At 67.0% G+C, this 22469-nt stretch carries 18 protein-coding genes; 12 read left to right on the top strand and 6 right to left on the bottom strand.

Annotated features, from left to right (window positions below):
- Window positions 1-4 precede the first annotated feature (4 nt).
- Together cydD and J2808_RS19325 are read left to right on the top strand one after the other, a co-directional pair.
- A complete protein-coding gene (gene cydD, locus J2808_RS19330) occupies window positions 5-3601 on the top strand; it encodes a thiol reductant ABC exporter subunit CydD (protein ID WP_309819889.1) in 3597 nt (1198 codons plus the stop codon).
- A gap of 48 nt (window positions 3602-3649) precedes the next feature.
- Entirely contained in the window at window positions 3650-4642 is a 993-nt protein-coding gene (locus J2808_RS19325; RefSeq protein WP_309819887.1) for a GNAT family N-acetyltransferase, read from the top strand.
- 15 nt (window positions 4643-4657) lie between these two features.
- Here J2808_RS19325 and J2808_RS19320 read toward each other — a convergent pair whose 3' ends face one another.
- A complete protein-coding gene (locus J2808_RS19320; protein WP_309819885.1) occupies window positions 4658-5176 on the bottom strand; it encodes a DinB family protein in 519 nt (172 codons plus the stop codon).
- Window positions 5177-5185: 9 nt separating this feature from the next.
- Window positions 5186-7696, bottom strand: coding sequence for a DNA gyrase/topoisomerase IV subunit A (locus tag J2808_RS19315; RefSeq protein WP_309819882.1), 2511 nt, complete (start codon window positions 7694-7696; stop codon window positions 5186-5188).
- A 123-nt stretch (window positions 7697-7819) separates the two neighbouring features.
- Here J2808_RS19315 and J2808_RS19310 point away from each other — a divergent pair, with 123 nt between their 5' ends.
- The 3 genes from J2808_RS19310 to J2808_RS19300 are packed head-to-tail and all read left to right on the top strand — an operon-like array spanning window position 7820 to window position 12523.
- Window positions 7820-10504 (top strand): bifunctional acetate--CoA ligase family protein/GNAT family N-acetyltransferase, encoded by a 2685-nt coding sequence (locus J2808_RS19310; RefSeq protein WP_309819881.1) that lies wholly within the window; start codon window positions 7820-7822, stop codon window positions 10502-10504.
- A 41-nt stretch (window positions 10505-10545) separates the two neighbouring features.
- Window positions 10546-11289: a DUF5998 family protein gene (locus J2808_RS19305; RefSeq protein WP_309819879.1), complete on the top strand. Its 744-nt coding sequence runs from the start codon at window positions 10546-10548 to the stop codon at window positions 11287-11289.
- A gap of 1 nt (window position 11290) precedes the next feature.
- Window positions 11291-12523 (top strand): alkaline phosphatase family protein, encoded by a 1233-nt coding sequence (locus J2808_RS19300; protein WP_397428093.1) that lies wholly within the window; start codon window positions 11291-11293, stop codon window positions 12521-12523.
- 4 nt (window positions 12524-12527) lie between these two features.
- On the opposite strand, the gene sepH is transcribed toward J2808_RS19300, so the two are convergent.
- Window positions 12528-13904: a septation protein SepH gene (sepH, locus tag J2808_RS19295; RefSeq protein WP_309819876.1), complete on the bottom strand. Its 1377-nt coding sequence runs from the start codon at window positions 13902-13904 to the stop codon at window positions 12528-12530.
- A 183-nt stretch (window positions 13905-14087) separates the two neighbouring features.
- Here sepH and J2808_RS19290 point away from each other — a divergent pair, with 183 nt between their 5' ends.
- Window positions 14088-14387, top strand: coding sequence for a DUF4193 domain-containing protein (locus tag J2808_RS19290; protein ID WP_309819874.1), 300 nt, complete (start codon window positions 14088-14090; stop codon window positions 14385-14387).
- Between the two features lie 42 nt (window positions 14388-14429).
- On the opposite strand, the gene J2808_RS19285 is transcribed toward J2808_RS19290, so the two are convergent.
- Entirely contained in the window at window positions 14430-14918 is a 489-nt protein-coding gene (locus J2808_RS19285; RefSeq protein WP_309819872.1) for a DUF3093 domain-containing protein, read from the bottom strand.
- A gap of 104 nt (window positions 14919-15022) precedes the next feature.
- Here J2808_RS19285 and dut point away from each other — a divergent pair, with 104 nt between their 5' ends.
- The 4 genes from dut (at window position 15023) to J2808_RS19265 (ending at window position 17565) form a co-directional block, all read left to right on the top strand.
- A complete protein-coding gene (dut, locus tag J2808_RS19280) occupies window positions 15023-15565 on the top strand; it encodes a dUTP diphosphatase (RefSeq protein ID WP_309819869.1) in 543 nt (180 codons plus the stop codon).
- A 107-nt stretch (window positions 15566-15672) separates the two neighbouring features.
- The gene (locus J2808_RS19275; protein WP_309819867.1) at window positions 15673-16410 is read left to right on the top strand and encodes a DUF3710 domain-containing protein; all 738 of its coding nucleotides are present in this window, start codon (window positions 15673-15675) and stop codon (window positions 16408-16410) included.
- Window positions 16403-16768, top strand: a complete 366-nt coding sequence (locus J2808_RS19270) for a single stranded DNA-binding domain-containing protein (protein ID WP_309819865.1) — start codon at window positions 16403-16405, stop codon at window positions 16766-16768. Before J2808_RS19275 ends, J2808_RS19270 begins: the two co-directional genes overlap by 8 nt.
- Complete coding sequence (locus J2808_RS19265; RefSeq protein ID WP_309819863.1) at window positions 16765-17565, top strand: DUF3159 domain-containing protein; 801 nt, start codon at window positions 16765-16767, stop codon at window positions 17563-17565. The genes J2808_RS19270 and J2808_RS19265 overlap by 4 nt, the downstream gene beginning before the upstream one ends.
- On the opposite strand, the gene J2808_RS19260 is transcribed toward J2808_RS19265, so the two are convergent.
- Together J2808_RS19260 and J2808_RS19255 are read right to left on the bottom strand one after the other, a co-directional pair.
- On the bottom strand, window positions 17532-18278 hold the full coding sequence (locus tag J2808_RS19260) for a potassium channel family protein (protein WP_309819862.1): 747 nt from the start codon (window positions 18276-18278) through the stop codon (window positions 17532-17534). The genes J2808_RS19265 and J2808_RS19260 overlap by 34 nt on opposite strands.
- Complete coding sequence (locus tag J2808_RS19255; protein ID WP_309819860.1) at window positions 18278-18949, bottom strand: potassium channel family protein; 672 nt, start codon at window positions 18947-18949, stop codon at window positions 18278-18280. The genes J2808_RS19260 and J2808_RS19255 overlap by 1 nt, the downstream gene beginning before the upstream one ends.
- Before the next feature lie 119 nt (window positions 18950-19068).
- Here J2808_RS19255 and J2808_RS19250 point away from each other — a divergent pair, with 119 nt between their 5' ends.
- Both J2808_RS19250 and J2808_RS19245 read left to right on the top strand, forming a co-directional pair.
- Complete coding sequence (locus J2808_RS19250) at window positions 19069-21045, top strand: APC family permease (RefSeq protein WP_309819858.1); 1977 nt, start codon at window positions 19069-19071, stop codon at window positions 21043-21045.
- On the top strand, window positions 21042-22469 hold the full coding sequence (locus J2808_RS19245) for a class I SAM-dependent RNA methyltransferase (RefSeq protein WP_309819856.1): 1428 nt from the start codon (window positions 21042-21044) through the stop codon (window positions 22467-22469). Before J2808_RS19250 ends, J2808_RS19245 begins: the two co-directional genes overlap by 4 nt.

Genomic DNA, 22469 nt, shown 5'->3' with positions numbered 1-22469 from the left:
CGGCGTGCGCCCAGACTTTCCGGCCGGACCGGCCACCCGTTCCGCCATTTACTGGCTTGGCCTGCTGGCAGCACTGAAGGCGCTCTCCCTGGTCCTGATGGGGCAGGCGGTGGCCGCCATGCTCGCAGGCCTGGCCACCGGGAACGAATCCTGGCAGGACCAGTTGCCCTGGGGCCTGGCCGGCGTTGTCCTGAGGTCCGCCACGGTGTGGGCGCAGGGCATCGCCGCTCGGCGTGCCGCCTTGGGCATCAAGGAGGAACTCCGGTCCGAGCTGCTGGCACGCGCGCTGCGGAACGGTGCGCGCAGTACCGGGCCGGCCGACGGTGGCCTGGCCATCCTGGCGACCCGGGGCCTGGACGCGCTGGACAGCTACTACACCCAGTTCCTGCCCGCCCTCGTGAACTGCGCCACCATCCCGCTGCTGCTCGGTGCGCGTATCCTCTTCGCGGATTGGGTCAGTGCCGTCGTGGTTGTGCTGACGGTTCCGCTTGTTCCGCTGTTTATGGTGCTGATCGGCCGGTACACCGAGGACCACGTCCGCGAAGCCCAGGAAACCCTGACCCGGCTGTCCGCGCACATGCTGGAACTGGCCAAGGGGCTGCCCGTCCTGGTGGGCCTGGGCCGTGCAACCGCACAGCGCAAAGCCCTCGAGGAGATCTCAGAGGAATACCGCTCCCGGACCATGGGGACGCTGCGCACCGCGTTCCTCTCCGCCCTGGCACTGGAACTCATCGCGACGATCTCTGTGGCCGTGGTGGCCGTCTTCATCGGCGTCCGCCTGGTGCACGGCGACATGGCCCTCGAAGCAGGCCTTCTGGCCCTCATCCTTGCGCCTGACTGCTACCTTCCCCTCCGCGAACTCGGCACCGCGCACCACGCAAGCGATGACGGCCGGGCGGCGCTCGCAGCCACTCGGGCGGTTACCGAGGCACCCGAGCCGCGGCCGCTGCCTGCCGATGGCCCTGAATCCGCCGCCGACACCGCGGCAGCCCTTCCCGCAGCCGCCGCTCCCGAGGACGACGACGGCAGGCGCCTCGCCGCGCCCGTCTCCCCGGGAGTGACGGTCACCGACCTCACGGTCACCTACGCCGGAAGGTCCGCGGCCGCCGTCGGGCCCCTGACCTTTACCGCCCCGCACGGCCGGATCACCGCCCTGGATGGTCCCAGCGGCGCCGGCAAAAGCACAGTCCTCGGGGTCTTGGCCGGGACCGTTGGCGATGGCGGCGGAACTGCCGTGACCGGCCACCTTTCCGGCGTGGACCGCGGCGCCATCGCGTGGGTTCCGCAGCACCCGGTCATGGTGGCGGACTCCGTGCTCGAGGAGGTCATGCTTTACGTCAGTGGCGGATCAGGCAGTGGGGAAACAAACAGTTCTGGACCCGGCCCGGATGTACCTGGCATGGAAGAAACCGCCCGGGAGTGCCTGGCCGCTGCTGCGGCCGGCCACCTTGCCGGTAACCATCCGGCGGAACTGAGCCCGGGGGAGCTGCGGCGTGTGGCGTTGGCCCGCGGTCTGGCGCGGCTGCGTGCGGGCGCCACCGTCCTGCTGCTTGACGAACCAACCGCCCACCTGGACGCGGTCTCGGCAACGCTGGTGCAGGATTCAATCCGTGCGCTCCGGGGCCAGGCCACGGTCATCCTGGTGGCCCATGACCAGCAGACCCGCGAAGTGGCTGACCACCTGGTGCCCGTCTCCGCCCGGGGCATCACGGCACGCGGCATTACGGCACCCTCCGGGATCGCCGGGTTGCCGGACGCGGCCGTGAACCTCCCGGGTCCCGGCAGTGCAGCGCAGGCCAGCGCCGGGCAACAGCCGGGCCCAACCGCTGCTGGCCGTGCAACGCTCCAGCCCATGGCCGGGGATGAACAACCTGTTCCCACCAACCGGCTCCTGGCCAGCCTCCTGGCTCCCGTTGCGGGCCGGTTCTCCACCGCCGCGGTGGTGGGGACCTTTGCCGCGATCTTCGCCGTGGCCCTGTCCGGGCTTTCCGGCTGGCTCATCATCAGGGCCAGCGAGCAGCCTCCCATCCTGTACCTGCTCACCGCCATCGTGGGGGTGCGGTTCTTCGGCATCGGACGCGCCGTCCTCCGCTACTGGGAACGCCTGCTGCTGCACGACGCCGTCTTTGGCGCCCTCACCCGGCTCCGCGGCCAGCTGTGGGAGTCGCTGAGCCGCAAGGCCTTGTCGCTGCGGCGGATCCTGCAGGGCGGCAACGTCCTCGGCACGGTGATTGACGACGTCGACACTGTCCGGGACCTGCTCCCACGCGTGGTGCTGCCGCCCCTCACGGCGCTCGCCGTGGGCGGCTCCGCACTGCTGGCCACAACCCTGGTGGCGCCGGCTGCGCTGCCGGCCGTTGCCACCGCGGCGGCACTGGGCCTGGTTGTGGCACCGCTGGCTGCCCTGTGGGGCGACCGCAGGTCGGCCACCGCGGAACAGCGACTGCGGGCAGGAGTGCTGCGGCGCACCTCTGCGGCCCTGGACGCACGGGCGGAACTGCACGCGAACAGCATCGCCGCAACAGTCCTTGACGCATTGCGCTCCGAGGACCGCACGGCAACCAAGGCATCACAGCGTTCTGCATGGGCAGAAGGCCTCGGCCAGGCCATCACGGTGGCGGCCTGCGGAACGGCGGCCCTGGCCGCTGCGGTGCTGACCGCACCCCAGGTCATCGCGGGCGCCCTGGAGCCCGCCACGGCCGCGGTCGTAGTGCTCCTGCAGCTGGCACTGGTGGAACCGTATGCAGCCATGACGACGGCGGTCCGCCAATACCCTGCGCTGCGTGCAGTCCTGCGGCGGGTGGCCGGGTCCGGCGTGCTTGGCGACACCACCGCGGAAACCGCGGAAGGCGACGGAGTCCACGCCGTCCCGCCCCGCCCCTGCGCCGCCCCCGGGGTAGAGCTGACGAACCTCGGCGCCGCATGGCCCGGGGGTGGCACCGTGTTTGCCGGGGTGTCGGCCACTGCCGAACCTGGCAGCTGGCTGGCGGTAACGGGACCTTCCGGCTCAGGCAAGTCCACCCTGCTGGCCGTCCTGCTCGGCTTCCTCCCGGCCTATGCCGGCCGGGCCGCCGTGACCGGGACGGCAGCATGGTGTCCGCAGGAGGCACACCTGTTTGATTCGACGCTGCGCGGCAACCTGCTGTTGGGCCTTCCTGCCGACAGGAACAGCACCCCTGGCTCTGGTGGTGCGGCCTCCAGTGACGCAGCCCTGGGTGACGCCGGGCTTGCGGCGGCGTTGACCGCCGTCGGCCTCGATGCACTGGTGTCGCGGCTGCCGGAAGGGTTGGATACCCGGATCGGTCCGGGCGGCTCGTTCCTCAGCGGCGGTGAGCGGCAGCGGCTTGCCGTGGCCCGGACCATCCTGACGGGCGCCGAGGTGATCCTGCTGGATGAGCCCACGGCACACCTGGACGCGGAAGCCGGACGGGAAATGCTGGCCGACCTGCGCGCCGGCCTCAAGGACCGCACGGTAGTGATGGTCACCCACAATCCCGCTGATATCGACCCCAGCGACACGCTCCTGGATCTGTCCGCCGCGTCACTGACCGGCGGCCCGGCCGGGGACCGGCTTCTGCACCCGGAGGGGAGCCGCCAATAGCCTGATGTCATGGGCTCAGGTCACAGCCCGATGTCATAGTCTGATGCCATGAACCAGGAGCCAAGGGTTGACTTTCCGCAGCTGAAGTGGCGGCCGGCAGCAGTGTCCGATGTCCCGGTGTGGGCGGCGCTGATCGCCCGGACCGCCGCTGTCGAGACCCCCGTCTGGTACGAGCGGGAGGCAGATCTGCAACAGCACGTTGCCTCCGGGAAGAACCCCGTGGCCCGCCATGCGGTGCTTGGCATGGACGCCGAAGGCATCCTCCGGGGGTACGCGAGGATCTCGAAAAACCCAGGCGGGGACAAGGCGCACGGCTTTGGGTGCGTTGACCCTGAGTGGCAGCGGCGCGGGGTGGGAACGGCATTGCTTGGCTGGCTGGAGCAACGGACCCGGGAACGGTTCGCCGAGGACGCTGCCGGCAGCAGCGCCGAGCTGCCGCCCCGGCTGAGGATTGGGACCGAACAGCAGCACGGGCACCAGGCCAGGCTGCTGGAATCGGCCGGCTACACGGTGGTCCGGTATTTCAATGAAATGCACCGGCCACTGGACCAGCCGCTGCCCACCACCGTCCTGGACCGCGGGCTGCAGCTTGCCGCCATGGTTCCGGAGCTGCACGAACAGGTCCGCCGGGCGCACAATGCGTCCTTCCTCGACCATTGGGGCAGCGAGCCGCGCGATGAGGAATCCTGGTCCTTCACCGTCAACAACCCGCAGGCGCGTCCGGACCTCAGCGCGGTGGTCCTCGACGGCGCTACGGGGGAAGTGGCGGGCTACCAGCTGGCCAGCCACGATCCGGACATCGCCGTGCAGCGCGGATACCGCGAGGGTTACACCGAACTGCTCGGGGTGCGGCGGGAATACCGGGGACGGGGGATCGCCCAGGCACTGCTCGCCGATGCCATGCGCCGTTTTACCGGGGCTGGAATGGACGTGGCCTCACTCGATGTCGACTCGGAGAACCCCACCGGTGCGCTGGCCCTGTACACCAAAATGGGTTACTGCGCGGTCAACCGCAGCATGGCGTGGGACAAAGCCCTGTAGTCAGCCGTCCACGTCTCAGCCGTCCACATCGTGGAGATGATGAACCACATCGTGCAGGAAGTACTGTGCCAGCGTCAGGACGGTGAACTCCGAGCCGTTGCTGCGCAGGCCCTTCCTGCCCCACTCTGACTCGCGGACGCCTGCGAAAGACTCGGCGATCTGCTTGCCCTCGGCCGTCAGTTCGGCGCTGACCACAGCTGGATCGGCCCCGGCGTAGTCCTGCTCGACGGCCGTGCGGTCCTGGTCCCAGTCCGCAAACCGCGCGTCCTCGGATTCGAGCATCAGGTTCAGCCGCTGGTCGAAGAGGGCAAAAACGTCGCGGACATGGCAGGCGTACTCCAGGGCCGACCACGTGTCTTCGTCCGGGCGTTCTGTTACCTCGGGCCGGCGGAGGACGGCCCGCCAGCGTGGCAGCATGCTCTCCACTGTGCCCGGCACGGTAGCGGGGGTGACAGTGGAGGCGTCGAAGGAGCAGTCCGGGCACGGCTGGGAGAGCACCCAGGTCCAGTCCTTCTGATCAGGAATGATAGGCATGGCAGCAGTCTAGGACGGATCCGTCCACGCCATGCCAGGACCCACCACATCCACGGGCTGGGACAGGGGAATCCCCGAACCGTCGCGCCTGCCGTGTTCCTGCGGCAGCGACCTGGCAACACCGGCCAGTGAGGAGGCCTTGGCCGGTCCGTGCCCTGCCCAGCCAAGGAGCAGCGTGTCTTCACCCTTGAGGAACCTGTGGGCGCGGACACCGGCTGTGGCGCGGCCCTTGGCAGGGTATTCGGCGAAGGCTGTCACCTTGGCGGCGCCGGGTGCGGTCCCCGGCAGGGCGCCGTCGGTACCCGCGATGGTCACCACGACGGCGGCCTCATCGTCGGGCGCCACAGCACCGAAGAACAGCACCTGGTCGCCGGCGCCGAGCTTGATGCCGGCCATGCCGCCGGCTGTCCTGCCCTGCGGGCGGACGTTGGCGGCGCTGAACCGGAGCAGCTGCGCTTCCCGCGTTAAAAACACGAGGTCGGTATCCTCGGACCCGGCCGGAGCCACGCCCACCACCACGTCCTTGTCCTTGAGCGCAATCACTTCCCAGTCCTCACGGTTCAGGGGGTAATCCGGCTGGACCCGCTTGACCACACCCTGGGCAGTGCCGATGGCCAGGACTTCATCCAGCGGGGCAAAGGCCACCAGCGATTCACCCTTCAGCAGGGTGATGAAGTCCTTGGCCGGGACACCCCCGGCAAGGTTGGGCAGGCCTGACATCGGCGGCAGCACCGGCATGTCCATGACCTGGAGCCGCAGCATCCGCCCTTGGGAGGTGACTGCGGCTATTTCACCGCGGGCGGAGGTCTTGACCACCGAGCGGAACACATCGTGCCGGACACGGGGACCCGACTCCGCGAGGGGTTCCTGGTTGGACGTGCGCGCGATTTGGCCCGAGGCCGTGAGGATTGCCCAGCAGGGATCATCGGCGATCTCCAGGGCCAGCGGCGCGGCTTTGCCCTTCGCGCCGGGAGCCGCAGCCAGGGCAGCGGCCACTGTTGGGGAGACGGCCTCCGATTCGAGCAGGACGGTCCGGCGCGGCGTGCCGTACTTTTCGGCGATCTCGCCGAGTTCGGTAGACACGAGTTCGCGCAGGCGCTGCTCCGAGCCGAGGATGGCTTCGAGTTCCGCAATTTCGCGGCGCAGCTCGTCCTGTTCCTTCTCCAGCTCGATCCGCGAGTATTTGGTCAGTTGGCGCAGCCGCAGTTCCAGGATGTAGTTGGCCTGGATTTCGGTGAGGTCGTAGATGGACATCAGCCGTTCGCGTGCGGCCGAGACCTCATCCGAGGAGCGGATGATCTGGATGACCTCGTCGATGTCCACGATGGCGATGAGGAGCCCCTCCACCAGGTGCAGGCGGTCCTTCTTCTTGCCCAGCCGGAACGCCGTGCGCCGGCGCACCACATCGATGCGGTGGCCAACGTAGACGGACAGCAGATCCACGAGCCCAAGGGTCTGCGGCTGGCCGTCCACCAGCGTCACGTTGTTGATGCCGAAGGAGTCTTCCATGGGGGAGTAGCGGTAGAGCTGCTGGAGCACGGCATTCGGGTTGAAGCCGTTCTTCAGCTCGATGACCAGGCGCAGGCCGTGCTTGCGGTCTGTGAGGTCAACAATGTCGCTGATGCCTGTCAGCTTCTTGCTGTTGACCGCATCCTTGATCTTCTCGATCACCTTTTCCGGACCCACCATGTACGGCAGTTCGGTGACCACCAGGCCGGTGCGCCGGGCGGAAAGCTGTTCGATCTCCACCTTGGCCCGGGTCTTGAAGGAACCGCGGCCCGTGGCGTAGGCGTCACGGATGCCGTCCAGGCCCACGATCCGGCCGCCGGTGGGAAGGTCCGGCCCGGGGACAAACCGCATGAGGTCATCCAGCGTGGCGTCCGGGTGCGCAATCAGGTGCCGTGCAGCGGAGATGACCTCCACCAGGTTGTGCGGGGCCATGTTGGTGGCCATGCCCACGGCGATGCCCGTGGCCCCGTTGACCAGCAGGTTGGGAAACGCAGCCGGCAGCACGTCCGGCTGGGTCAGCTGGTTGTCGTAGTTGGGAACAAAATCCACTACGTCTTCGTCGAGGTGGTCCGTCAGCGTCAGGGCCGCCGCCGCAAGCCGGGCTTCGGTATACCGGGGCGCCGCAGGGCCGTCGTCGAGCGAGCCGAAGTTGCCGTGGCCATCAATCAGCGGCAGGCGCAGCGAGAAGTCTTGCGCCATGCGCACCATGGCGTCGTAGATCGCTGTGTCGCCGTGGGGGTGGAGCTTGCCCATGACCTCGCCCACCACGCGGGCACTCTTGACGTGGCCGCGGTCCGGCCGGAGGCCCATCTCGCTCATCATGTACAGAATCCGGCGCTGCACCGGCTTGAGTCCGTCCCTGGCGTCGGGCAGGGCCCGGGAGTAGATCACCGAGTAGGCGTACTCCAGGAACGAACCTTCCATTTCGGAGGTGACATCTATGTCCACGATGTTCTCGACGAAATCCTGGGCGGCTTCCCCTGCAGGGGCTGGGCTTTGGCGGCGGGCCATGGGGCTGGTAAATCCTTCTGGGTGACTGATGGTGCTCTTGTTTGGCGCAGGGTTTTTCGGCAGTTTCCTGCGGCAGTTTCTGCCGCAGGGCCTGCGGCGTCGGTTTGTGGTTAGGCTAAGCCTATGGTGGATCAGCCCGGGGACGGCGAATATCCGGAACATTGGGAAGCCGATGTCGTGCTCAGGGACGGCGGTACCGCGCACCTGAGGCCCATCCACCCCAGCGATGCAGACGCCGTCCAAGCTTTCCATACCGGACAGTCGCAGAACTCAATCTACATGCGGTTCTTCACCTTTAAGGCCCGGTTGTCCAGCAAGGAGCTCAAACGCTTCACGGAAGTGGACTATAGGGACCGCGTGGCGCTGGTCATCACCTTCGGCGGCGAAATCCTGGGGATCGGCCGCTACGACAGGCTCGATGACCGCACCGAGGCCGAGGTCGCCTTCAACATTGCAGACGCCCACCAGGGCAGGGGAATCGGTTCCATCCTCCTTGAACACCTTGCTGCTGCCGCCCACGAAAACGGCATCCGCCGATTCACCGCGGAGGTGCTGCCGGAAAACCGCAAAATGCTGATGGTTTTCGCCGACGCCGGCTACGACGTCAAACGCCATTTCGACGACGGCGTGGTCAGCCTGGAGTTCAACATCGGCCCCACCGAAAAATCGCGGGCCGTGATGGAATCACGCGAGCACCGCGCCGAGGCGAGGAGTGTCCGGGACCTGCTGACGCCGTCGTCCATTGCGGTGATCGGCGCCAGCCGCAAATGGGGGACCGTGGGGCACCAGCTGCTCGAACATGTCATTGAAGGCGGCTTTGCCGGACCGGTGTACGCCATCAACCCCGAGGCGCTGGAGCTCGCCGGCATGATGTCGTTCGGCCGCCTCTCCGAAGTTCCTGACCCGGTGCAGCTTGCCGTCATCGCTGTTCCATACGAGGAAGTACCCCGTGTGGTGGACGACTGCGCCGCGGCAGGAGTCAAAGGGCTGGTGATCGCTTCGTCCGGTTTCGCGGACGACGGCGAACGCGGCCTGGCCCGTCAGCGGGACCTGGTCAGGAAGGCGCGCGCCAACGGCATGCGGGTGATCGGCCCGGCGTCGCTGGGGATCGTGAACACCCACCCTGATGTGATGCTCAACGCGTCAATGGCCCCCGCCATGCCGCGGCGCGGCGGACTGGGGCTGTTCAGCCAGTCGGCGGCCATCGGAGTCTCCCTCTACGCGGCGTCCAGCAGGCGGCGGCTGGGACTCTCCACGTTCCTGTCTGCGGGCAACAGGGCTGACGTCTCCGGCAACGACATGATGCAGTTTTGGGAGGACGACGCCGGTACCACCGCGGTGGGCCTCTACCTGGAATCCATCGGAAACCCCCGCAAATTTTCCCGGATCGCCCGGCGGCTCGCCCGTACTAAGCCGGTAGTGGTGGCCAAGTCCGAGACCATGGGCCTTCGGCTGCCGCCCGGCCACGCCGTCCGGACCACGCAGGCGCCCGCCGGTGCACTGGATGCGATGATGCGGCAGTCCGGCGTAATCCGGGTCCAGACCATCGAAGAGCTGATGGACGTTACCCAGATCGTGGCCGGCCAGCCGTTGCCCGCCGGGCCCCGCCTGGCCATTTTCAGCAACTCCCTGGCGCTGGGCAAAGTGGTGGCCGACAGCGCCGAAGCGCATGGCCTGACGGTGGACGGCATCGTTACCGACGTGGATCTCGAGGCTGGTATGTCCCTCGCGCTTCCGGCCCTGCGCCGCAGCCTCGAGGACACTCTCGCCTCCGACGCCGTCCACGCCGTGGTGGCCGCGCTGCTGCCTGTCCGGGGCCTGACCGTGGACCGCATCGCCGAGATCCTGGCCGAATGCTCGGCCGCTGCCGGCAAACCGGTGGTGGCCGCTTTCACCGGAATCCTCGACCCCTCCGTCTATGTCGAGGGCATGGTGGGGGCCGAGGGACCGGCCGTCCCGTGCTTCTCCAATGCGGGAGCGGCAGTGGCGGCACTGTCCGCCGTCGTGCGCTACTCGGAATGGCTGGCCCGGGATCCAGGCCATTTTGTGGAGCCAGCCGGCTGCGATCCGGACAGCGCCCAGGTTCTCCTGGACGGCCTGCTTCGCGACGTCCATGGAGCTGAGCTGAAGGCCTTGGATCCCGCATCCACGGCGTCTCTCCTGGCGCACTACGGGATTCCCGTGCTGCCATCCGCCGGGTTTGAGTCAGCTGATGACGCGGTTGAGGCCGCCGGCAGGCTGGGCTGGCCCGTTGCCCTTAAAACCACGGATCCGGCCCTTCGCCACCGCCTTGACCTGGGCGGAGTGCGCCTGGACATCGAGGATGCAGACTCACTGCGCCGGAACATCGTGCAGATGCGGCGCTCGCTGGCCCCCTACGGTTCGTCGTCCCTGGAGGTGCAGTCCATGGCACCCGTAGGTCAGGCCTGTACGTTCCGTGCCATTGAGGACCCCTTGCTGGGACCGGTGATCTCCTTTGGGCTGGCCGGAGACGCCGTCAACCTGTTGGATGACTGGGCGCACCGCGTCCCGCCGCTGTCCGCCGCCGATGTCAAGGACTTCATCCGTGCTCCGCGGGCGGCCCGTAAACTCCTGGGCTACCAGGGCCTGCCGGCCGTCGACGTCGACGCCCTGGAGGATCTCGCCGGCAGGCTGGCCTGGCTGAAAGACAACCATCCGGAAATTGCGTTGGTTGAATTCAATCCCGTCCTCTGCGGCGCCCAGGGTGCGGCCATCCTGGCGGCAGACATCCGGATCGGCAACGCCGCCCGCCGCACAGACAGCGCCCGCCGGGCCATGCTGGGCTGACGCGGTTAGCATGTCCCCGGCCGATCTGTGAAAATGGGGGAATGAGCTCACAGCCTTCCCCGTCGACGCCATCCACGCCCGGCAATGACAACCAGGCAACCCGACCCCACAGCTCACACAGCCACACCCCGCAGGCCCAGAGCCTGGACGGCGCCCTCCAGAAGGCCGGCTTCTACCCGCGCCTGGTGTCCGACGTGGTGGACGACGCCCTGGACGGCCGCGAATGCGTAGCCCACCTGGTGCACCTGGAAACCCACTTTGACCGGGCCGAGGTCCGGCGCCACATTACCGTGCTGGTCCTCACCTCTGACATGCTGGTGATCACCCACGTGGACGACCAGCAGCTCGATGACGCCGGCGAGCAGATTGTCGCCCAGATCTCCACCGAATCCGTACCGGTGGCGCAGATCCGCTCCGTGGTCCTCAGCTACATGTATTCCCAGCCCCAGAACTACAAGCCCTCGGATCCGGTCCGGGAGGTCACCCTCGCCATCGCCTGGTCCGGCGGCCAGCGGCTGGACATGGGACCCGCGAGCTGCGGCGATCCGCAGTGCGAAGCCGACCACGGCTACAGCGGCACCATCGCCCAGGAAGACATCGTCCTGCGCATCAGCGCGGAAGCGGACGGACCCCAGGCAGTACAGGACGCCAAACTCTTCGCCCGTGCCTTGCGGGCCGTCAACACCGGGTCCTCGGCGCCGGTGTCCCACCAGGGCCAGGCGCTGCAGCCCCGGCCCCGGACGGGCGTGTTCGGCAACAGGCTCAGCCGCGGGCACCAGCGCTGAGATGCCGGATCAAGGAAAAACAACCGTCGCTGCAACCCATTCCGAGGGGATAACCCGGCCGCACACCGTGCCCCCCGCTCCCGCGTTTGGCCAGCGGTCCGTAGCTGAGGTCCTCACCAGCGCCGCGGCAAGCCTGGGCGTGGAAGGGTTCTCCAACACCCTGGGCCTGCCGCCGGCGTCGCGCGTCTGCGTGGTCCTGGCGGACGGTCTCGGCCGGAACCTGCTGAAGCAGAAGTCCGCCCACACACCCTTCCTGCGGTCGGTCATGCAGGCCGGGCAGGGCGAGGTCCCGGTCTGGCTCGACTCCACGTTCCCCTCCACCACTGCCGCTGCCCTGGCCAGCTTCGGCACCGGGCTCCCGCCCGGTCAGCACGGCATGGTGGGCTACGACGTGCTGGACCCGGAGCAGGACAAAGTGGTCAACATGCTGGGTAACTGGGATGCCAAAGTCGTCCCCCTGGCGTGGCAGCCCTTCCCCACCGTGTTCGAGCGGGCGGCTGAGTCCGTGAACGTGACCACCGTCAGCCTGCCGCAGTTCGGCGACTCGCCCATGACCCAGGCGGCCCTCCGGGGCGGGAATTTCGTCTCGGCCATCACCTCCCATGCCCGTACCGCTGCCGCCGCCGAGGCCATGGCCGCTCCCGGCAAGGCGCTGATGTACTTCTACGTCAACGAGTTGGACAAAGCCGGGCACCGCCACGGTTGCCAGTCTGAACAGTGGGAACACCAGCTTGAAGAGCTGGACGCCACGGTGAAAAGGCTCAATACGTCGCTGCCTGCCGGGACCACCGTCCTTCTCACCGCGGACCACGGCATGCTGGACGTGCCGGAACAGCAACGGATCGACTACGCGGCGGACCCGTTGCTCATCGATGGCGTGCGGCATACTGCGGGGGAGCCGCGGATGGTGCACCTCTACCTGGAAGATCCGGCGGATGCCTCCGGCCGCGAACGCCTGGTGCAGGCTTGGCGCGCCCGTTTCGGCGACAGGATCTGGGCCTTCACCCGGGACGAAGCCATTGCCGCCGGACTCTTCGGGCCGCTGCGCCCCGCCGTCGGGCCCAGGATCGGCGACGTGATGATTGCCGCGCGGGACGCCCTTGCCCTGTACGACACGCGCCGCGTCCGGCCAGCCGCCATGGAGGTGGTGGGCCAGCACGGCTCGCTGACCAAGGCTGAACGCGAAGTTCCATTCCTGTGCTTTGCGGCCGAAGGCAAGGCCCGGGGACGCTAAGGACTTACTCCCGCTTGGTCCCGAAGACGATCTCATCCCAGCTCGGAACCGTTGACCGCTTCGGTTTGGCGGGCTGGCGCTCAGGCAGGTCGGAATCGTGGTGCTGGCCGGATCCTTCGTCCGGCCCGGCCGCGTAGGCTGCCCTGCGCGGACTTCCGCCCAGCAGTTCGTCCAGGCCCACGCTCGGCGCCGCGTTGTCGGATGCCGCGGGCGCTTCCGCCGGGACACTTTGCCCGTCCGGACGAACGGGGGACGCCACAATGGTGATTTCCCGCGTGTCAGTACTGACGCCGTCGTGCAGTTTCAGGATGTCGTGTTCATCATCAATGTCGCGGTGCGGCGGAATGAGGCTGAGGCGGGACAGCATGGACGGCATGCCGTCACGCCTGCGTGTCAGGGGATCCTGATGGGCACCCGGCGACTCGTTGTCCGGAGGGGTTCCTTCAGCTGCAGCTGTGTCCGGGCTGTCATGTACAGCGTCGTCGCCGGCTTCGTGCCCGTGCTCGGGCACAACTTCAGACGGGCGGGGATGTGCTGCCGGGACGCCGTGGGTCAGCAGTAGCGCCAAGGCATCATCAGCGTCCTCATCCACACCCAGCCGCTGGCCGCGGCGGGAACGAAGCATGTCCAGGAGCCCATCGGATTCCTTGGCCGGGAGAATGGGGTGCGGGCCAGTGGCATTGCGCGCAGCCGCTTCGGCATCGGTTTCAAAGTCGAAAGGCCGGTCCGAGACAGCCGTCAGCCGGCGGGCCGGAACAGGGCCGTCCAGCGGTTCGAGCTCGCTGAGCTGCTGCGCCCAGCGGTTGGTGTTCTGCAACGCTTTGCGGGCCGGGCTGAAGGTCCACAGGGCCGGAGGCTCCTCGCCGATGCCGGCCGTGCCCGTTTTTTTCGTCTCGAACCGGGCCGCCACCATCCAACTCCCGTCCTGGCGGCGCCACGAATCCCATTCCACAGTGGAAGGTTCAATTCCGTGGGCTGAGAGCCGATGGTTGACCATGTCATTGAGGGTGGCAGGGTTCTCACCAAAAACGGAACGGTAGGTGTCATGACCGGGCGAGGGCGAAGCTACCTCGATCTTCCGTGCCTGTTGGGCCACGTATTCACGCTCAGCGAGGACCGGGCCCTCGTACCGCTCCACCTTGGCAAGGGGCAGCCCGGAGAGCTCTGCCACGTCCGCTGCGGTGGCGCCGCTGCGGATCCGCGCCTGGATGTCCCGCGGGGACATGGCAATGGGCGCAGCCGCATTGGCGGCTTTCGCCGACGACCGGCTGGCCGCCCGCAGTGCTTCATCGATCGGCAGCTGGAACATCTCGCCGCCGGCACCGCTCAACAGGAGGTGCACTCCGTCGTCGTGTACGCCTACAAGCCGTAGATCCTGCATACAAATCCTCCACCCTGGCATTACTATCAATCGAAACTCTGCCACTGACGAGCACTGTTTTGGGTGAGGAGCAAGGGCGCGCCGCGATATTCCGGGACTTTCGTGCGCCGGGGCACAAACCGGAGGAGCGCGGCGTTATCACGGGTGTACCCGCTGACGCGAAAGGAACGGGGTTGAGCGGAGATGGCCACCGACTACGATGCGCCGCGGAAGTCGGAAGAAGACCTCAATGAGGAATCGCTGGAGGAACTGAAGTCCCGGCGGACGGACAAGCCCACGGCGGTAGTGGAAGAAGACGAAACCGACCTCGCCGCTGGCTACGAGCTTCCCGGGGCGGACCTCTCCGGGGAGGAACTGCTGGTCCTGGTGATCCCGCCGCAGCCGGACGAGTTCACGTGCTCCTCGTGCTTCCTGGTCCGGCACCGTTCACAGATCGCCAGGGAAAAGGACGGCCACTTCTACTGCGTGGAATGCGAAAGCTGAACCCCGCTGTATGCGGACAATTCTGCCGCGCAGACTGTGCAGTTATTTCCCGGACAGGGCAGCGGTGAGTTCCTCGGGCCGACGGGAAGAGGTGAGCCAATAGGGCGTCCGGTCTGCGGCGTCGGTGATTTCGATCCGCACCACGGGGTCGATCCAACCCCGGATGCACAGGTAGGCGAGGCCGTTGAGCTTGGTGCCGCGCTGGGCGGTGGCGTCCTTGCCACGGTAGGTCTCAACGTGGCCGATGAAACGGCGCTCGATGGTGGCGCGCCCCACTGTCAGAGCCTCGTCCGTGACCACGATGCTGGGAGTGGAGAGCACCAGCAGGACGGCCATAATGGCGAACAGCACGCCGGCGGCCGTGTAGCCCGCCCCCATGCTGATGGGGGCAAAGACCAGGATGCCGGCGGCGGAGATTCCCGCCGCGATGATCCAGATCCAGACGTTCGGCCACAGCCTCTCCTGAAAGATCGCCGGGGTGCCGGCAGAGGGGGTGTTTGGAACGTGGGCAGCGGAACTGGATTCGGGCATGCCATCAGCTTTCCATCTTTGGCCTGCTAATTCATCTTGACCCGGGCCAGGTGCCGTCCGTGCGTCTAGGACGGAACTCCGGCTGGGCGTTAGAGTGAGTGACTGTGACTGACGAATCCGCCACCCTAAAGACCGTTCCTGATAATGCGCTGTCCGGCCCTGCGCCGGAAGCTGCCGTGGCCTACGCTGCCCCGACCCTGCAGGTCCAGCTGAAAATGCTCGACGCCGGGCTGGAGGCGCCGTCCTACGCCCACCCCGGGGACGCCGGAGCCGACCTCCGGGCCAGGGAGGACGTGGTGCTGCAGCCGGGGGAGCGGAAGCTGGTGCCCACGGGCGTCGCCATCGCCCTTCCGGATGGTTTCGTTGCCCTGATTCACCCGCGCTCAGGGCTCGCCACCAAGCACGGGCTGACCATCGTCAACGCCCCGGGCACCGTGGATGCCGGTTACCGCGGTGAAATTTCCGTCACCCTGTTGAATACTGATTCCCGGGACGCCATCGAGCTGCGGCGCGGCGATAGAATTGCACAGATGGTGATCCAGCGCGTGGAGTACGCGCAGTTTGTCGCTGTCAACGAATTGAGTGAGTCGGTGCGGGGAGCCGGCGGGTTCGGATCCACCGGCGGTTTCACCCCGCAAAACGCCTGACACCTGGCACACCGCCGCAGCCCGGAGCTGGCTGGTAGCGGCATCGAAGATTTTCGGCGGGACCCCACAGGCCTGCCGGGCACTTTCACAACTAAGGAGACAACCCCATGGTTTTTGGGCTCGGCAGGAAATCCAAAAAGGAACAGGCCGCCGAACCGGATGAATCCTCCGCCTCAGCGGAATCAGCGGATTCTGCCGGGAACGGTTCGGAGGACGCTGATCGGCGGGTCACCGGCCCCTTTGATGTTTCTGAGATCTCCAGCCGCGATGGCTATGTTGATCTCGGCGCGCTGCTGATCGCTCCGAGCGAGGGGCTCCAGCTCCGGCTTGAGGTGGAGGAAGCCACGCAGCGTGTGGTTGCAGTGACCATGGACCTGAATGGGTCCAGCCTTCAGCTGCAGGCCTTCGCTGCCCCCAAGACCGAGGGGCTCTGGGACGAGATCCGCGAGCAGATCGGACAGTCCGTGGGAAGCCAGGGCGGCCAGGTCGAAGAGGTCCAGGGTGCCTTCGGAACCGAACTGGTGGCGAAGCTGCCCGCCGGCGCCCCGGACGGAAGCCAGGGCTACCGGGTAGCCCGCTTCATCGGCGTTGACGGACCGCGGTGGTTCCTGCGCGGCGTCCTGGGCGGCGAAGCCGCGATGGAGCGGGAAGCAGCCGCTCCGCTGGAGTCCCTGTTCCGCCGGATTGTGGTGATCCGCGGCGACAGCCCCATGCCGCCGCGCGACCTGCTGCAACTGCGTCTGCCTAAGGACGCCAGCGTGAGCCCGCCTCCTGGTGCCACTGAATTCAAGGAGCCCGAATTCAAGGGGCCCGAGCGCGGCCCGGAAATCACCCAGATTGGCTGATTCCCGCCAAGGCTCCCCGAACCCGTCATCGCCGGGTGCCGGGGTGCCGGTCAGCCGGCTCCCGGAAAGGGGCCGGGTGCTATGCCATGGGTATATTGAATCGGTAACGTACGTGCCGGCGGACCAGAGCCCGGCATTCACGGCCATCCTCTCGGACGCCGAGGTTCCGCACCCGGGCGCCAAGCCGGTAGATGGCAAGGGCGGGCGCCTGCGCGTGGTCTGGCTGGGGCGGCGCAAAGTGCCGGGTATCGACGCCGGGACGGAAGTCAGGGTCGAGGGCATGCTGACCCAAAGCCATGGACTGCCCACCATCTTTAATCCGCGCTACGAAATACTTTCCCGCCAGGAGCACGAATGACCCCGTCCCAGCTGCCCGAGCCGCCCTCCGGATCAGGTCAACGTCCGCCGGAACCGGCCGGCACCCAGCCATCCCGCCCCGAACCGGCCTCCACGGAGCCGTCCCCGATGGCGGGGCTCGCCGCAGACTACGCGGCCAAAGCCGGCCTGCACCGCACCCATGATGGCCGGATTGACGTTCTCAGGACCGCCGGCGGGATCCAGGGAATCGCGGAGAGCATCGTGCCGGGCCTGCTGTTCCTGGTGGCGTTCACCATTACCCGGGACCTCACGCTGGCGTTGATCGCCGCGCTGGCCTCGGCCGCAGCCTTTACGGTGGCCCGCCTCATCCAGCGGCGCCCGCTGACCCAGGCCCTGGCCGGAGTTGTGGGGGTGGGCATTTCGGCCTGGCTCGCCAACACCACCGGAAAGGCTGAGGACTTCTATCTGCCGGGCTTTTTCACCAACGCCGCCTACATCCTCGCCATGGTCATCTCCATCGCGATCAAATGGCCAGTGGCGGGCCTGCTGTTCGGCTTCATCCGCAATGAAGGCCTTGACTGGCGCAAGGACCCTGTCCGGCTCAAGGCCTACCGCCTGGGCACCTGGATCATCGTGGCGGTCCTGGTCCTGCGGCTGGTGGTCCAGGTTCCCCTGTACCTGATGGGGGAGGAGGGCCTGGCCGCCCTCGCCACCATGCGCCTGATCATGGCGGCCCCGCTGTACATCCTGGGCGTATGGATTGCCTGGCTGATCACCCGTCCGGTGCCGGCGGACGCCGACGCTCAGCCGTCGAAGCCGTCGTCCTCCGGGGCCTGAACCTCGGCTGGCTGAACACCAACAGGTTCGCGGGTGTCGTCTTCAGCACCGGCTGATTCCGGTGACAGCAGCGCCCGCAGCTCATCCTCGGCGGCGATGGTGGTGACAAAGAACAGCTCGTCACCGCCGTCGATCACGTCGTCCCGGCTGGGGGTGATGGGCGCGTGGTCCCGGAGGATTGCCACCAGCGTTGAGTCTTCGGGCCACCGGATATCCCCCACGGTCAGGCCAATGACATAGGAATCGTGCGGCACCGTGAACTCCACCAGCGAGGAGACGCCGGTCTGAAGCGTCAGCAGCCTGACCAAGTCACCGATTTCCACCGCCTCTTCCACCAGGGCAGTCATCAGCTGGGGGGTGTTGACCGCCACGTCTACACCCCAGGAATCGTTGAACATCCAGTCGTTTTTGGGGTTGTTGACCCGGCCCACCGTACGGCCTACACCGAATTCGGTCTTGGCAAGGAGCGACACCACCAGGTTCACCTTGTCATCACCCGTGGCGGAAACCACGACGTCGGCTTCCTCCACTTTTGCCCCCTGCAGGGTGCTGAGCTCGCAGGCGTCGCCCACCAGCCAGTGTGCGCCGCGCAACCCGCTGCGTCCGATGACCTCGGGTTTGAGGTCGATCAGCAGGATGTCGTGTTTGTGCGCCAGCAGTTCCCGGGCGATGGACGACCCGACGCTGCCCGCGCCGACGATAACAACTTTCACTACGACTCCTTGGCAGGTGCTTTGGCCAGGATCTGGGCCACTTGGGAACTGCGGTCTACCGGGATCATGGCGTGCACGGTATCGCCGTCCTGGTAAGAGGTGCCGGATTCGGGCAGCATCCCCTCGCCGAACCGGGTCAGGTATGCAACCCGGATTTCGGCGGCTTTTTCGATCTCGCTGACCCGGTGGCCAATCCAGTCGGCGGCAAGGTCCACTTCGGTGAGCACCAGCCTGCCGGACGGCTCACGGAAATCACCGGCCAGGTGCTGTTCGGGAAGGATTCGGCGCAGGACCTGGTCCGCACTCCAGCGCACGGCCGCGACGGTGGGGATGCCGAGCCGCTGGTAGATCTCTGCCCGGCCCGGATCATAGATCCTGGCTACAACGTGGGGAACGTGGAAGGTCTCGCGCGCCACACGGGTGGCCAGGATGTTGGAGTTGTCCCCGCTGGAGACGGCGGCGAAGGCGTAGGCCTCGGCCACGCCCGCCTGCTGGAGGGTGTCTCGGTCGAAGCCCACACCGGTGACCTTTCGTCCGGTGAAGCCCTGCCGGAGCCGGCGGAACGCCCGGTCATCCTGGTCGATGATCGCGACGGAATGGCCCGCGTCCTCCAGCGTGTGCGCCAGAGTTGCCCCCACCCGGCCACATCCCATGATCACGAAATGCGCCACCGTGTCTTCCTTACCTTCCCTCGCCTGTTGCTGCTGCTAGAACTCTACCGGCAGGCCGCATGCCGCAGCTGCCCGGACGCCGTCATGACATGGGCGGCGAATCAGACTAGCTTTGTGGAGTGCTGACAATACTGAATGCCGTTAAACGGGTGCTGGTGGGCAGGCCCTTCAGGAATGACAGGCTCGCCCACACGTTGTTGCCCAAACGGATAGCACTTCCGGTTTTTGCTTCAGATGCCCTGTCCTCGGTGGCCTACGCACCGGATGAAATCCTGCTGACGCTGGCCCTCGCCGGCGTCAGCGCCGTCGCCTTTTCGCCCTGGGTGGGCCTCGCTGTCATGGTGGTGCTCCTGACGGTGGTGGCGTCCTACCGGCAGAACGTGCACGCGTACCCCTCCGGCGGCGGCGACTACGAGATTGCCAATGAAAACCTCGGCAAGTTTTCCGGGCTGACGGTGGCCTCGGCACTGCTGGTGGACTATGTCCTGACGGTGGCCGTCTCGATGTCCTCTGCGGCCACCTACCTCACCACAGCCATCCCCTCCCTCCATGGGCAGCAGGCGCTTCTTGCCACCATCGGCGTTGTCATCCTCGCCCTGGTCAACCTCCGCGGAGTCAAGGAGGCCGGCAGCGTGTTCGCCGTCCCGACCTATATCTTCATGGCCTCGATCCTCGGCATGACAGCGGTTGGCATCTTCCAGGCCGTCACCGGCCAGCTGGGTGAGGCGCCGTCGGCGGCTTTCGAGATTGTGCCGGCTCCCGGTTTCGACGAAGGGCTGGTGGGCCTGGCAGGCGCCTTCCTGCTGCTGCGGGCCTTCTCCTCAGGCGCCGCCGCGCTGACCGGTGTGGAAGCCATCAGCAACGGAGTGCCCAACTTCAAAGTGCCGAAGAGCAAGAACGCGGCCACCACCCTGCTGCTCCTTGGCACCATCGGCGCCGCCATGCTGGCAGGCATCATGTTCCTGGCCAACGCCACCAAGGTCCACATTGTGCTGGACCCGGCCACCGAGTTCCTCCTGAACGGCATGCCGCTGCCAGAAAGCTATATCCAGACCCCCGCAATCAGCCAGATCGCGCAAACCATTTTCGGACCCGGCTCCATCCTGTTCTACATCGTGGTGGCGGCCACCGGGGTGATCCTGGTGTTCGCAGCGAATACTGCGTTCAATGGCTTCCCGGTACTGGGTTCTATCTTGGCCCAGGACGGTTACCTTCCCCGTCAGTTGCGGACCAGGGGTGACCGCCTGGCGTTCAGCAACGGTGTCCTGGCCCTCGCCGGCGGGGCCCTGGTGCTGATCCTCGCCTTTGACGCCGATGTCACGAAGCTGATCCAGCTCTACATCGTGGGCGTCTTTATCTCGTTCACGCTCAGCCAATTGGGCATGGTCCGGCACTGGGGGAGGCACCTCAAGCTTGCCAAGGACAAAACCGCCCGACGCCGGATGGTCAAGTCCCGCACCATCAACAGCATCGGCTTCGGCATGACGGCCCTGGTGCTGGTCATCGTCCTGATCACCAAGTTCACCCAGGGTGCCTGGCTTGCGTTGCTGGCCATGGTGGTCCTGTTCCTGATCATGTGGAGCATCAGGGCGCACTACGACAACGTGGCCAAGGAGCTGGCCGTGGATGAGGACTCCTCGCCGCGGGCCCTGCCCTCCCGGGTCCACGCGGTACTGTTGGTTTCCCACGTGCGCAAACCTGTGCTGCGTGCCCTGGCGTATGCGCGGGCGTCCCGGCCGTCCCGGCTGGACGCCATCACGGTGGACATCAACGCTGAGGAAACGGCGCACACTGTTGCCGACTGGGACAAGCTGGAGATCCCCGTGCCGCTCACGGTCCTGGCCAGCCCGTACCGGGAAACCATCACGCCCATCATGGAATACGTGAAGAACATGCGGCGCGATTCGCCCCGCGACCTGATCGTGGTCTACATCCCCGAGTATGTAGTGGGCAAATGGTGGGAGCAGTTGGTCCACAACCAGACAGCGCTGCGCATCAAGACCCGGCTGCACTTCGAACCTGGCGTGATGGTGGCCAGTGTCCCGTGGCAGTTGAAATCATCCGAAGAAGCAAAGAACCTGCAGGATATCCAATGAACCCCCAGTCCCAATCCCCCTCCCAGACCGCCGCCGCCAAGGAGGCCGCCGTCGAGCTGGTGCTCGACGTCGGACCGGTGGCCCATGGTGGTCACTGCGTGGCCCGCCACGAGGGCAGGGTAATCTTTGTCCGCCACGGCATTCCAGGCGAAAAGGTCCGTGTCCGCCTGACCGACGCGGGGGAGTCAGCCAAATTCTGGCGGGCCGACGTTGTGGAGGTCCTGGACGCCTCCCCGGACCGGGTGGAGCACTTCTGGCGCCCGGCCGATTCCCTGCGTTCATGGCAGCACGGGCACCCGCCGGTGGGTGGGGCCGAATTCGGGCACATCGCCCTGCACCGCCAGCGCATACTCAAATCGGCGGTACTGGCCGAACAGCTTAGGCGGCTCGCCGGCGTCGACCGATTGCCCGGTGGCCAGGACACAGGAAACCTGGTGGAGGCCGTGAGGGCGAACGCTCAGGGCGCGGAAGCCGCGTCCGGTACGGACGCAACGCACGACGCCGTCGCTGGCCTCGGGTGGCGGACCCGCGCGAGTTTCTCGGTCACCCCCGGCGGAAAACTTGGCATGCACGCCCACCGTTCGGACCAGATCATCCCTGTCCGGGAAATGCCGCTCGCCTCGGAGGGCATCAACGGGCTGCGATTGTGGGACATCGACCTGCAAGGCATCGAGCGCGTGGAGGTCGCGGCGCCGTCCAACGGTTCACGCCCCCTGGTGCTGCTGGCACCCGCGCCCGGCACGAAGCCCAAGCGGCTCAGTGCCATCGCGGCCCAGCTTCCGGACGACGTTTCCGTGGCCACATTCGACCCGCTCAGCGGCGACGTTGCGCCGTTGCGGGGCCGGACCTGGGTTCAGGAGTCGGCAGCCGGCCACGACTACCGGGTGACGGGCGCAGGCTTCTGGCAGATCCACCGCGACGCGCCCGGGACACTTGTGGGGGCCGTCACAAAATTCCTCCACGATGGCGGGTTCCTGGCGGCGGGTTCTGTGGTGGCCGATCTCTATGCCGGAGCCGGGCTGTTCACCGCACCGCTGGCGGACGCCGTGGGCCAGACCGGGTCCGTCCTCTCCGTGGAAGGCGCTCCGGGAACCAGCCGGGACGCCCGCAAGAACCTGCACGAGGCTCCGCAGGTGGAGATTGCGCAAGGGCGGGTGGAGCGCATTCTCCGCCAGAAACCGCGGAATTTCGACGCCGTTGTCCTGGATCCGCCCCGGGCGGGAGCTGGAAAGGCTGTGGTGGGCCAGTTGATTGCCGCCGGTCCCCGGGCCGTGGCCTATGTTTCCTGTGATCCGGCTTCTTTTGCCAGGGATGTGGGGTACTTCCAACAGGGGGGCTGGACCTTGGCGGGTCTGCGCGCCTTTGACCTGTATCCGCACACCCACCATCTGGAGACCGTCGCACTGCTGACGCCGGCCCCGTGA

It is taken from the genome of Pseudarthrobacter sulfonivorans (genome assembly GCF_031454915.1).
In the GTDB taxonomy this organism is placed as follows: Bacteria; Actinomycetota; Actinomycetes; order Actinomycetales; family Micrococcaceae; genus Arthrobacter; species Arthrobacter sulfonivorans_C.
The sequence above is the reverse complement of the archived record's forward strand: the minus strand, read 5'-3'. Positions and strand labels throughout refer to the sequence as shown.

Coding starts and splice junctions, on each gene's coding strand:
- J2808_RS19325 (WP_309819887.1), top strand. CDS start 3,650: ATGAACCAGGAGCCAAGGGTTGACTTTCCGCAGCTGAAGTGGCGGCCG.
- J2808_RS19320 (WP_309819885.1), bottom strand. CDS start 5,176: ATGCCTATCATTCCTGATCAGAAGGACTGGACCTGGGTGCTCTCCCAG.
- J2808_RS19315 (WP_309819882.1), bottom strand. CDS start 7,696: ATGGCCCGCCGCCAAAGCCCAGCCCCTGCAGGGGAAGCCGCCCAGGAT.
- J2808_RS19310 (WP_309819881.1), top strand. CDS start 7,820: ATGGTGGATCAGCCCGGGGACGGCGAATATCCGGAACATTGGGAAGCC.
- J2808_RS19305 (WP_309819879.1), top strand. CDS start 10,546: ATGAGCTCACAGCCTTCCCCGTCGACGCCATCCACGCCCGGCAATGAC.
- J2808_RS19300 (WP_397428093.1), top strand. CDS start 11,291: ATGCCGGATCAAGGAAAAACAACCGTCGCTGCAACCCATTCCGAGGGG.
- sepH (WP_309819876.1), bottom strand. CDS start 13,904: ATGCAGGATCTACGGCTTGTAGGCGTACACGACGACGGAGTGCACCTC.
- J2808_RS19290 (WP_309819874.1), top strand. CDS start 14,088: ATGGCCACCGACTACGATGCGCCGCGGAAGTCGGAAGAAGACCTCAAT.
- J2808_RS19285 (WP_309819872.1), bottom strand. CDS start 14,918: ATGCCCGAATCCAGTTCCGCTGCCCACGTTCCAAACACCCCCTCTGCC.
- J2808_RS19275 (WP_309819867.1), top strand. CDS start 15,673: ATGGTTTTTGGGCTCGGCAGGAAATCCAAAAAGGAACAGGCCGCCGAA.
- J2808_RS19265 (WP_309819863.1), top strand. CDS start 16,765: ATGACCCCGTCCCAGCTGCCCGAGCCGCCCTCCGGATCAGGTCAACGT.
- J2808_RS19245 (WP_309819856.1), top strand. CDS start 21,042: ATGAACCCCCAGTCCCAATCCCCCTCCCAGACCGCCGCCGCCAAGGAG.